At 37.8% G+C, this 10,259-nt stretch carries 11 protein-coding genes and 1 pseudogene; 6 read left to right on the forward strand and 6 right to left on the reverse strand.

What is annotated here, in order from left to right:
- Window positions 1–170 precede the first annotated feature (170 nt).
- Window positions 171–671, reverse strand: coding sequence for a thiol peroxidase (gene tpx, locus KX581_RS06660; RefSeq protein WP_231175918.1), 501 nt, complete (start codon window positions 669–671; stop codon window positions 171–173).
- Between the two features lie 223 nt (window positions 672–894).
- Between tpx and sodB the strand changes: the two genes are divergently transcribed.
- Together sodB and cmoA are read left to right on the forward strand one after the other, a co-directional pair.
- Window positions 895–1,536, forward strand: a complete 642-nt coding sequence (gene sodB, locus KX581_RS06665) for a superoxide dismutase [Fe] (protein ID WP_000494623.1) — start codon at window positions 895–897, stop codon at window positions 1,534–1,536.
- A gap of 51 nt (window positions 1,537–1,587) precedes the next feature.
- Complete coding sequence (gene cmoA / locus KX581_RS06670) at window positions 1,588–2,319, forward strand: carboxy-S-adenosyl-L-methionine synthase CmoA (RefSeq protein ID WP_231175919.1); 732 nt, start codon at window positions 1,588–1,590, stop codon at window positions 2,317–2,319.
- 32 nt (window positions 2,320–2,351) lie between these two features.
- Here the strand turns inward: cmoA and KX581_RS06675 are convergent, their stop codons facing one another.
- The 3 genes from KX581_RS06675 to KX581_RS06685 are packed head-to-tail and all read right to left on the reverse strand — an operon-like array spanning window position 2,352 to window position 4,672.
- Entirely contained in the window at window positions 2,352–4,211 is a 1,860-nt protein-coding gene (locus KX581_RS06675) for a primosomal protein N' (RefSeq protein ID WP_231175920.1), read from the reverse strand.
- Window positions 4,196–4,432 carry a hypothetical protein gene (locus KX581_RS06680; RefSeq protein ID WP_000555364.1) on the reverse strand — a complete coding sequence of 79 codons (237 nt, stop codon included), beginning with the start codon at window positions 4,430–4,432 and terminating at the stop codon, window positions 4,196–4,198. Before KX581_RS06680 ends, KX581_RS06675 begins: the two co-directional genes overlap by 16 nt.
- A gap of 12 nt (window positions 4,433–4,444) precedes the next feature.
- Complete coding sequence (locus KX581_RS06685; protein ID WP_021173588.1) at window positions 4,445–4,672, reverse strand: hypothetical protein; 228 nt, start codon at window positions 4,670–4,672, stop codon at window positions 4,445–4,447.
- Window positions 4,673–4,874: 202 nt separating this feature from the next.
- Here KX581_RS06685 and KX581_RS06690 point away from each other — a divergent pair, with 202 nt between their 5' ends.
- Window positions 4,875–5,621 carry an SPOR domain-containing protein gene (locus KX581_RS06690; RefSeq protein ID WP_180510957.1) on the forward strand — a complete coding sequence of 249 codons (747 nt, stop codon included), beginning with the start codon at window positions 4,875–4,877 and terminating at the stop codon, window positions 5,619–5,621.
- A 39-nt stretch (window positions 5,622–5,660) separates the two neighbouring features.
- Here KX581_RS06690 and KX581_RS06695 read toward each other — a convergent pair whose 3' ends face one another.
- On the reverse strand, window positions 5,661–6,185 hold the full coding sequence (locus tag KX581_RS06695) for a hypothetical protein (RefSeq protein ID WP_180611005.1): 525 nt from the start codon (window positions 6,183–6,185) through the stop codon (window positions 5,661–5,663).
- Between the two features lie 180 nt (window positions 6,186–6,365).
- On the opposite strand from KX581_RS06695, the gene KX581_RS06700 reads away from it, so the two are divergent.
- The 3 genes from KX581_RS06700 to gdhA all read left to right on the forward strand — a co-directional run bounded on the left by KX581_RS06700 (window position 6,366) and on the right by gdhA (window position 9,828).
- Entirely contained in the window at window positions 6,366–7,589 is a 1,224-nt protein-coding gene (locus KX581_RS06700) for a M48 family metallopeptidase (protein WP_231175921.1), read from the forward strand.
- Window positions 7,586–8,410: a peptide chain release factor N(5)-glutamine methyltransferase gene (locus KX581_RS06705; protein WP_180611002.1), complete on the forward strand. Its 825-nt coding sequence runs from the start codon at window positions 7,586–7,588 to the stop codon at window positions 8,408–8,410. The genes KX581_RS06700 and KX581_RS06705 overlap by 4 nt, the downstream gene beginning before the upstream one ends.
- Before the next feature lie 71 nt (window positions 8,411–8,481).
- Window positions 8,482–9,828, forward strand: coding sequence for an NADP-specific glutamate dehydrogenase (gene gdhA / locus KX581_RS06710; RefSeq protein ID WP_079339702.1), 1,347 nt, complete (start codon window positions 8,482–8,484; stop codon window positions 9,826–9,828).
- A gap of 18 nt (window positions 9,829–9,846) precedes the next feature.
- On the opposite strand, the pseudogene KX581_RS06715 reads toward gdhA, so the two are convergent.
- Window positions 9,847–10,259 (reverse strand): annotated as a pseudogene (locus KX581_RS06715) (glycosyltransferase family 10 domain-containing protein); the annotation flags it as partial.

Here is a 10,259-nt window from a genome sequence, read left to right on the forward strand (position 1 = left end):
TTGAAAACAAAGTCTTTTTTAACATTTTCTTTTAAACATAGCGTGAAACTTTTTTAAACGGATTAAAAAGAACTTCTTGTTTGTTAGTCTTTACCGCCAACACTTTTTAATGAGTGGGGCTTTTTGCATTGAAACTTGCTAGATTGTAGCCCCCTCCTTTTAAGGATTTCCTATTCCAACACTTTTAAAAGCGCTTCATAATTGGGCTCTTCTAAAATGTTTTGAACGATTTCTTTATAGATAACCACCCCTTTATCATCAAGAACAAACACTGATCGAGCGAGCAAGCCTTGTAAAGAGCCTTTACCTAACAGCACGCCGTAATTTTCCCCAAAAGCCTTATACCTAAAATCGCTTAAAATTCTTAAGTCCTTAATGCCTTCAGCGCCGCAAATTTGCCCTTGAGAAAAAGGCAAGTCCATAGAAATAACGCTAAAACTCACAGAAGGCAGTTTGCCGACTTGCTCATTGAAGCGCTTGGCTTGGAGCAAGCAAACCGATCCGGTTAAGCTAGGAAGCGCACTAATGACTTGAAAACGCACGCCTGGCTTCAACAAACTGACTTCTTGCAAATCGCCATCCACCAATTTCACATCAGGAGCTTTATCGCCCACTTTCAAGGTTTTCCCTTCTAATTGGTATGTTTCTTCTTTAAAAGTAACTTTTTGCATGGTTAAATCCTTTCTAATTGAATTGCTATATTGCGTTAGAATAGTAGCCCATTAAGATTAACTCTTAACAAATTTAAAAAGAATTTGTTTAAAAAGTCGTTTTCATTTTAAAAAACCCCTTAAAATCTACAAAATTTGCATAAAGATCAATTTTTAAGAAAAGATTTACCAAAAAGTATTAAAAAATGATTACAATACGGCTATCTGATCACAAGGAGAAAACATGTTTACATTACGAGAGTTGCCTTTTGCTAAAGACAGCATGGGAGATTTTTTAAGCCCTGTAGCGTTTGATTTCCACCATGGGAAACACCATCAAACTTATGTGAATAATTTGAACAACCTTATCAAAGGCACGGATTTTGAGAAAAGTTCTTTGTTCGCTATTTTGACGAAGTCTAGCGGAGGCGTGTTCAATAACGCCGCTCAAATTTACAACCACGATTTTTATTGGGATTGCCTAAGCCCCAAAGCGACTGCTTTAAGCGATGAGTTAAAAGGGGCTTTAGAAAAAGATTTCGGATCGTTGGAAAAATTTAAAGAAGACTTCATTAAGAGTGCGACCACTTTGTTTGGCTCTGGTTGGAATTGGGCAGCGTATAATTTAGACACTCAAAAAATTGAAATCATTCAAACTAGCAACGCTCAAACCCCGGTTACGGATAAAAAAGTGCCGCTTTTAGTGGTGGATGTGTGGGAGCATGCTTATTATATTGACCACAAAAACGCACGCCCTGTGTATTTGGAAAAATTCTATGGGCATATCAATTGGCATTTTGTCTCTCAATGCTATGAATGGGCGAAAAAAGAAGGCTTAGGCTCAGTGGATTATTACATCAATGAGTTGGTGCATAAAAAAGCTTAAGCGTTACGGCTATTGTGGTTTAAAGATTTTTAAACCACGCTTCTTTTTTGAATGAAAGACACTCTGTTTAATCAATCCCTAAACAAACGCTTTTGTTTTGATGAGAAAGTCGCCCATGTTTTTGACGACATGCTGGAGCGCTCCATTCCCTATTATCATGAAATGTTGAATCTGGGAGCGTATTTTATCGCTCAAAATTTAAAAGAAAATATCTATCCTAAGTCCTTGTCTAAGCCCTTGGTTTATGATTTGGGCTGTTCTACTGGGAATTTTTTTATCGCGCTTAACCGACAAATCCAACAAGATATTGAGCTTGTAGGGATTGACAATTCCATGCCCATGCTCAAAAAAGCGCAAGAAAAATTAAAAGATTTTAACAATGTCCGTTTTGAATGCATGGATTTTTTAGAGGTTGAGTTTAGAGAAGCGAGTGCGTTTTCATTGCTTTTTGTGTTGCAATTTGTCCGCCCCATGCAAAGAGAGGTGTTGCTCAAAAAGATTTATAACAGCCTTGCGTTGAATGGGGTTTTATTGGTGGGTGAAAAGATCATGAGCGAGGATCGGATATTAGACAAGCAAATGATAGAGCTATACTACCTTTATAAACAAAATCAAGGCTATAGCCACAATGAAATCGCTTTCAAAAGGGAAGCGTTAGAAAATGTGCTTGTGCCTTATAGTTTGAAAGAGAATATCGCTCTTTTAGAAAGCGTGGGGTTTAAGCATGTAGAAGCGCTGTTTAAATGGGTGAATTTCACGCTGTTAGTTGCCAGAAAAACTTAAGTTTTTTGAAATAATATATAAAACATGAGTTTTTAAAAAATATCCACAGGATCCATGTTCACGCTGCAAGGGATATTGGGAGCGGTTTTTAAAAACGCATGCACGCTTTTGATTAGGCTTAAAGGGTCTTTGGAACGCAATAAAATCAGGTAGCGGTAAGAAGAGGCGATTTTTTCAATGGGGGCTTTAAAGCTGGAGAGCGTTACGCCCTTTTCTAAACACGAAGAAAGGGTTTGAGAGGCCTTTAGGCTCAATTGTTGGGCTTTTTCTTCGTTTTTATGCTTGAATTCCAACAAACACAGCCTTGAAAAAGGCGGGTAGAGTTCGCACCTTTCTTGCAATTCGTATTGTAAAAAATCTTCATAATCTTCTAAGAAATTTTCTAACAGATCCGTTTCGGTGCTTTGAATGAACACTTGGCCAGAAATTTGCCTAGCGCTCCTCCCGGCGATTTGATAAAGTAACGACACGCCTTCTTCTAAAGCCCTGTAACTATTAGATTTAATGATATTGTCTATGCCTAAAACAACCGCTAAACTCACTTTAGCGTAATCATGCCCTTTGCTTATCATTTGAGTGCCGATTAAGATATTGGTTTTTTGAGCGTTGAAATCGTTTAAAATGTTGTGGAGTTTTTTTTGCGTGCTGGTGTGGTCTTTATCTAAAATCGCTATTTTAGCGCCTTTCAAAAGGCCTTCCAACTCGTTCAACACTTGCATGGTGCCTATCCTTTTACCCACTAAAACTTCGCTTTGACACTCGTTGCAAATTTTAGGGATAGGGCTTGAAAAATGGCAATAATGGCACATGAGTTTGTTGGTTTTTAAATGCAAGCTCATATTCACGCTGCAAAAGGGGCATTGAACGCTTTTGTAACAACTTTGACACAGCAAGGTTTTGAAATTAGCCCTTGTAGGCACAAAAATAATGGCTTGCTCGTTTTTGTCTATCACTTGTTGTAGCGCTTCTAGGAGTTTGGGCGTGATAAAATTCTCGGTTTTTTCAAAAATAATGTTTTTTTGCGTAGGGGTGTAGCGCCCCTTTAGGCGCACTAAAGCCTTATCTTTGAAGCGTTTGTAACTATTTAAACTTGGCGTAGCAGAGCCTAAAACCACTTGAATAGGGAATTTATGGGATAAATACAAGCATAAATCCCTAGCGTTATACATAGGGCTTTGATGAGACTTATAAGAAAAGTCATGCTCTTCATCTACAATGATTAAGCCCAACTCCTTAAGGGGTAAAAACAACGCGCTTCGTGTGCCTACCACTAATTTGATTTCTTGCGAATAAAGCTTTTCTAAAAATTGTTTTTTTTGATTTTGAGAGAGTTTGCTATGCCACAAGCCTAAATTTTCTTTAAAGACCCTTTTAAGGCGTTGTTGCATTTGAGGGGTGAGAGCGATTTCTGGCACTAACAATAAAGCGCTTTTTTTTTGCTCTAAAGTTTGAGCGATTGCATGCATATAAATCTCGGTTTTCCCGCTACCCGTATCGCCAAAAAGCAAGCTTGCTGAATGTTTTTGCAATTCTTTTAAAGCGTTGGTTTGCGTTTGGCTTAATATATTAAGAACGGGCTCAATTTTTTCTAACCCCACTAAATCGCATTCTTTAAAAGGGGTGAAAAGGCTTAAGACTGAAGAAAGATTAGCCGAGTAATATTGAGCGATAAAAATAGCGAGCTCCATTTGAAAGGGGAGTAAAAAATAAGGGGTTTTTTCTAGCTCTAGGCATTCAAAAGAGGGTTTTGAAACTTCTTCAAGGACGACGCCCAAAAGCGTTTTATTCCTTAAAGGGATATTGACTAACGCTCCTTTAAGGTGTCGCTCTTTAGAAAAGTAAGTTAAAGGGGGGGTTTTATTTTTTAAAGGAGCGATTAAGTGATAGAACATGATGAGATTTTTTCTAAAAGCTTTTGGAGTTCATTGTGCAAATACTCGTTTTGACAACTTTCATGCAAATAATCCTTTAAAAGCTCTAAGGCGTTTAATTCTTGGTTATGGAAACGCTCCTTTAGGGTGCGTTTCATCTCATCGCTAAAGGTGTTATTGAGAGAGATTTTATAGCGTTTGCCTAAATAAGTGATTTCTAAGCTGTCGTTTTCTGAATGCATGTTTTTAATGGTTTATGACAATAAATCAGAGATTTTGTCATAAAGACCTTGAATGCCCTTATCTTTAGTGCTCAATTCATCGTATAAAATAGCGATTTGAATGTCTTTTTCTTCATTTTGCGCATTCAAGGTGGTGTTTGCTTGGCGTAAAGCGTTCAACTCTTCTTCTTGTTTTTGGATTTTTTCAATCAATTCATCAATTTTAGTGCCCAATTGGTTTAACAAACTTAAAGATTGCATAATAAGCCTTTCATGGTTTTTAAAAGTTATTATATCAAAGCTATTGAATTATCGCAAAATACCCCTATCCCATTAAGGTAATGGCTTTTAGCATCAAATAAAGTAACTAAAACCCCATGTTTTAAACCATTCTTATGGCGGTATTTGGTATTTTTGATTACCATAAAGTAACAAGACAGAAAGCTTGACATGGGAGTGATAAATGCAAAAAAGTATATTAAAAATGACTCTGTTGTTGGTTTTTTTCTTTTTAAGAAACGCTGTTGGTTTAGAGGATAAAAAAGCCGATCTTAAAAGCGTTCAAAATACGCCCAAAAATTTACCCCCTATCCAATTAAGACTCAATCAAGTCCATGAAGAACTTATAGAAATGTTAGAAAATATGGAGAAAGGCACGCAGTATGAGTTCCCTAAAATCAAAGAAATCCTAGAGCAAAGCGAAGAAGAATGGCTCAAAGTCGCCCATGAAGAATGCGTGGCGTTGGTTATGCTAATAAGCCCCAAGGCTTCTATTGAAAATAGCCCGATTTATAAGAATTGCTATGAAGCTTATGTGAAGCAAAGAATCCATGATTTATATGATTTTTATATAGAAGGCAAAAAGGTGAAAAGAAAAATCAAGAAAACCCATAAGCAAGAGGTTGCTATTAAGCAATCCCAACCTTTAACAAAAGAGCCGCCTAAAAGCGAGAATAAAAAGAGTTTAACAAAACCTAGCTTAAAAGATGCGAGTATCCCTAAAGGGTATTATTTGCAAATTGGGGCTTTTTTGAACGTGCCCAGTAAGGATTTTTTGCAAACGCTCAAAACTTTCCCTTACCAAATAAAGAAAAAAGACTCTCTCACGCATTATTTGATTGGCCCTTATAAAACGAAAGAAGAAGCCCTAAAACAGCTTGAAAATGCACTTAAAAGCTTTAAAAATAAGCCCGTGTTGGTGGAAAAGTAATCGTTTTAACTATCCTTATTTGAAAATAAATCTATGGTTTTATTGGATTTTATAAAGCCACCTGGCTATTAGCGCGACAAACAAACTCGCGCCCAAAAACACATAGCCTATCATTTTATAAAGGGGGATAAAATTTTTTTGAATTTCTTCTTCTGCAATAATGATTTTAGAAACCCCTAAGCGGTTAGTTGGGGTGCTGTCTGTGAGGTAAAAGCCCTGTTTTTTAAGCGCAAAATAAGGGGTTTTAATTAAGGCGTCATTTTTAAAAGAGGCCACAAACGCCCCGATATTAGAAAACTTGACTTTGTTATCCGCATCTAATAAGACAAAGGGGGTGTTTTTGAATCGTTCTTCTAAGATTTTTAAAGGCTCTAAAGAAGAGGCATTATCCAACTCTAAAAGGCTTTTAGCGATCGCATCAGCGGTGTATTGCATGCGTATTTGGGTGTTTTCTAATAGGTTATTTTTCGCATAAAAGAAAAATAACGCTAACAAAACCCCCACTAAAAGCAAGGTAGAAAGGGCGTAAATGATTAAAAAACGCTTTTTAAAAGAATGGGGCATGACAAACCTTTTTATTGATAGCGGGTTGGATAACACGGCTTTTTTATGATTGGATTAAAAACGCTCAAAAACAGCCTCTTTTTTCTACCATACTTATTTAATTTTATGGTAAATTTTTGAAAAATTGTTATAATTCCTACACTTTTATTGGTAAATTTAATGGAGAAAGGAGTTTGGAATATGCTTGACATATGGATAGATATGATAATTTGTATTTTTTATTTGCTCTTTTTTACGACTCCTTACATTGTAGGCGATATTTTGCAATTGAAATTTATCCGTCAAAAGCTCTGCGAGAAGCCTGTTTTGCTCCCACAAAAGGATTATGAAGAAGCGGGAAATTATGCCATTAGGAAAATGCAATTATCCATTATTTCTCAAATTTTAGACGGGATCATCTTTGCTAGTTGGGTCTTTTTTGGTTTGACGCATTTAGAAGATCTCACGCATTATTTAAACCTTCCTGAAACGCTAGGTTACTTGGTGTTTGCTTTGTTGTTTTTAGCGATTCAAAGCGTTTTAGCTTTACCCATTAGCTACTACACCACCATGCATTTGGATAAGGAATTTGGCTTTTCTAAGGTGAGCTTGTCGTTGTTTTTTAAGGATTTTTTCAAAGGGTTATCGCTCACTTTAAGCGTGGGGTTGTTGTTGATTTACACTCTTATTATGATCATTGAACATGTGAAACATTGGGAGATTAGCTCGTTTTTTGTCGTGTTTGTTTTTATGATATTGGCTAATCTTTTTTACCCTAAAATCGCCCAACTTTTCAACCAATTCACCCCCTTGAATAACCGGGATTTAGAGAGTCAAATTGAGAGCATGATGGATAAGGTGGGTTTTAAATCTGAAGGTATCTTTGTGATGGATGCTAGCAAAAGGGATGGGCGTTTGAATGCGTATTTTGGGGGCTTGGGTAAAAACAAGCGGGTGGTGTTGTTTGACACTTTGATCTCTAAAGTTGGGACAGAAGAGCTTTTAGCCATTTTAGGGCATGAATTAGGGCATTTTAAAAATAAGGATTTGTTGAAAAGTTTAGGGATTATGGGAGGCTTGCTCGCTCTTGTTTTTGCTCTGATCGCTCATTTGCCACCGATCGTTTTTGAAGGCTTTAATGTCTCGCAAACGCCAGTGAGTTTGATTGCGATTTTACTCTTGTTTTTGCCGGTATTTTCTTTTTACGCTATGCCTTTGGTCGGGTTTTTTAGCCGAAAGAATGAATACAATGCGGACAAGTTTGGGGCGAGTTTAAGCTCTAAAGAGGTTTTAGCCAAAGCGTTAGTGTCTATTGTGAGCGAAAATAAAGCGTTCCCCCATTCGCACCCTTTTTATGTTTTCTTGCATTTCACGCACCCGCCCCTATTAGAGCGTTTGAAAGCTTTGGATTATGAAATTGAATGACCCTTTCACAAGCCCTAAACAAAGCCAAAAAAGGATTATCGCCAAAAGGTTTTAGGGGGGGATTAGAGTCTGAAATTTTATTAGGCTTTGTCTTGCAAAAAGAGAGGGTTTTTTTGCACACGCATGCTTATTTAGAGTTAAACCACGAAGAAGAGGTGCGCTTTTTTGAATTGGTAGGAAAGCGATTGAATGACTGCCCCATAGAGTATTTATTAGGAAGCTGTGATTTTTATGGGCGTTCTTTTTTCGTGAATGAGCATGTTTTAATCCCACGGCCTGAAACCGAGATTTTAGTCCAAAAAGCCCTTGATATTATTTCTCAATACCATTTAAAAGAAATAGGCGAAATCGGCATAGGGAGTGGTTGCGTGTCTGTGAGTTTGGCTTTAGAAAATCCTAAGCTTTGTATTTATGCGAGCGATATTTCACCCAAAGCTTTAGAAGTGGCGTTAAAAAACATTGAACGCTTTAATTTAAAAGAGCGTGTTTTTTTAAAACAAACGCACCTTTGGGATCATATGCCAACGATAGAAATGCTTGTCTCTAACCCGCCCTATATCGCTAGAGGTTATCCTTTGGAAAAATCCGTTCTTAAAGAACCGCACGAGGCCCTTTTTGGGGGGGTTAAAGGCGATGAAATCTTAAAAGAAATCATTTTTTTAGCCGCTGGATTAAAAATCCCTTTTTTGGTTTGCGAAATGGGGTATGACCAGTTAAAAAGCTTGAAAGAATGCTTGGAATTTTGCGGTTATGATGCAGAGTTTTACAAGGATTTGAGCGGCTTTGATAGAGGGTTTGTGGGCGTTTTAAAAAGTTTTTAAGATAAGGTTAAAACTTAATTACCCTTTTAGTGTTACAATAAAAACACTTAAAACAATAAAGGATGTCGCTCATGTATGTTGAAAAAATTCTCCAATCTTTACAGAAAAAATACCCTTATCAAAAAGAGTTCCATCAAGCCGTTTATGAAGCGATCACTTCTTTAAAACCCCTTTTAGACAGCGATAAAAGCTATGAAAAGCATGCAATTTTAGAGCGTTTGATTGAGCCTGAAAGGGAGATTTTTTTTAGGGTGTGTTGGCTAGATGATAACCATCAAATCCAAGTCAATCGGGGGTGTAGGGTTGAATTCAATTCAGCGATTGGCCCTTATAAGGGGGGTTTGAGATTCCACCCTAGCGTGAATGAAAGCGTGATCAAATTTTTAGGCTTTGAGCAAGTGTTGAAAAATTCGCTCACCACTTTGGCTATGGGGGGCGCTAAGGGGGGGAGCGATTTTGACCCTAAAGGAAAGAGCGAGCATGAGATCATGCGTTTTTGCCAGGCGTTCATGAATGAATTATACCGCCATATTGGGGCTACGACTGATGTGCCAGCTGGGGATATTGGAGTGGGCGAAAGAGAGATTGGCTATCTGTTTGGGCAATACAAAAAATTAGTCAATCGTTTTGAGGGCGTATTGACCGGTAAAGGGCTAACTTATGGGGGGAGTTTGTGCAGAAAAGAAGCTACCGGTTATGGGTGCGTGTATTTTGCTGAAGAAATGTTGCAAGAAAGGAACAGCTCTTTAGAAGGTAAGGTTTGCAGCGTTTCTGGGAGCGGTAATGTCGCTATTTACACTATTGAAAAATTGCTTCAAATAGGAGCCAAACCGGTAACGGCGAGCGATTCTAATGGCATGATTTATGATAAAGACGGCATTGATTTAGAGCTTTTGAAAGAGATTAAAGAAATCCGTCGTGGGAGGATCAAAGAATACGCCTTACAAAAACCAAGTGCGAAATATACGCCTACAGAAAATTACCCCAAAGGGGGGAATGCTGTATGGCATGTGCCTTGTTTTGCGGCTTTTCCTAGCGCGACCGAGAATGAATTGAGCGTTTTAGACGCTAAAACCCTCCTTTCTAACGGGTGTAAATGCGTGGCTGAAGGGGCGAACATGCCCTCAAGCAATGAAGCGATCGAATTGTTTTTACAGGCTAAGATTTCTTATGGCATAGGCAAGGCGGCTAATGCTGGGGGGGTGAGCGTGAGCGGCTTGGAAATGGCGCAAAATGCGAGCATGCACCCTTGGAGTTTTGAAGTGGTGGATGCGAAATTGCACCATATCATGAAAGAGATTTATAAGAATGTTTCTCAAACCGCTAAAGAGTTTAAAGACCCTACTAATTTTGTTTTAGGGGCTAATATCGCTGGTTTTAGGAAAGTAGCGTCTGCGATGATAGCGCAAGGGGTTTGATTGATTGGTTTTACAAACCTATTTTTTAACCCATCTCCTTATGGCACGCAACAAGGGTAAGGACTTTTGATAAATTTTGCGATAGATTTTAAAAGAGGTGTTTTGGGATAGCTCCAATAAAGGGGTAGCCTTTGATAAGAGGCGTTCATGATCTCTTCTCAAATCATCATAATTAACCCTCAAATCATCATAATTAACCCTCAAATCATCATGATCTCTTCTCAAATCATCAACAGACACTAACGGCTCATTCAAATCACGATGAAGAGCAGAATAATGGGCATCATTGCAATGATAAATCGTATCGTTTTCTAAAATCGTTTTAAAAAAATCTAAGATTTTTTTAAAACTCAAATCTTGGTAAAAGTAAGCTTTCCCATCAATGGTGTTTAAAGGGTTTTCATAGAGCATGTCTAAATAAGCGTTTTGGT

The sequence above is a fragment of the Helicobacter pylori genome (genome assembly GCF_021062735.1).
Classification (GTDB): domain Bacteria; phylum Campylobacterota; class Campylobacteria; order Campylobacterales; family Helicobacteraceae; genus Helicobacter; species Helicobacter pylori_DN.

Excerpts from the sequence above, each read along its gene's own strand:
- tpx (WP_231175918.1), bottom strand. The coding sequence starts at position 671 with ATGCAAAAAGTTACTTTTAAAGAAGAAACATACCAATTAGAAGGGAAA.
- sodB (WP_000494623.1), top strand. The coding sequence starts at position 895 with ATGTTTACATTACGAGAGTTGCCTTTTGCTAAAGACAGCATGGGAGAT.
- cmoA (WP_231175919.1), top strand. The coding sequence starts at position 1,588 with ATGAAAGACACTCTGTTTAATCAATCCCTAAACAAACGCTTTTGTTTT.
- KX581_RS06675 (WP_231175920.1), bottom strand. The coding sequence starts at position 4,211 with ATGTTCTATCACTTAATCGCTCCTTTAAAAAATAAAACCCCCCCTTTA.
- KX581_RS06680 (WP_000555364.1), bottom strand. The coding sequence starts at position 4,432 with ATGCATTCAGAAAACGACAGCTTAGAAATCACTTATTTAGGCAAACGC.
- KX581_RS06685 (WP_021173588.1), bottom strand. The coding sequence starts at position 4,672 with ATGCAATCTTTAAGTTTGTTAAACCAATTGGGCACTAAAATTGATGAA.
- KX581_RS06690 (WP_180510957.1), top strand. The coding sequence starts at position 4,875 with ATGCAAAAAAGTATATTAAAAATGACTCTGTTGTTGGTTTTTTTCTTT.
- KX581_RS06695 (WP_180611005.1), bottom strand. The coding sequence starts at position 6,185 with ATGCCCCATTCTTTTAAAAAGCGTTTTTTAATCATTTACGCCCTTTCT.
- KX581_RS06700 (WP_231175921.1), top strand. The coding sequence starts at position 6,366 with ATGCTTGACATATGGATAGATATGATAATTTGTATTTTTTATTTGCTC.
- KX581_RS06705 (WP_180611002.1), top strand. The coding sequence starts at position 7,586 with ATGACCCTTTCACAAGCCCTAAACAAAGCCAAAAAAGGATTATCGCCA.
- gdhA (WP_079339702.1), top strand. The coding sequence starts at position 8,482 with ATGTATGTTGAAAAAATTCTCCAATCTTTACAGAAAAAATACCCTTAT.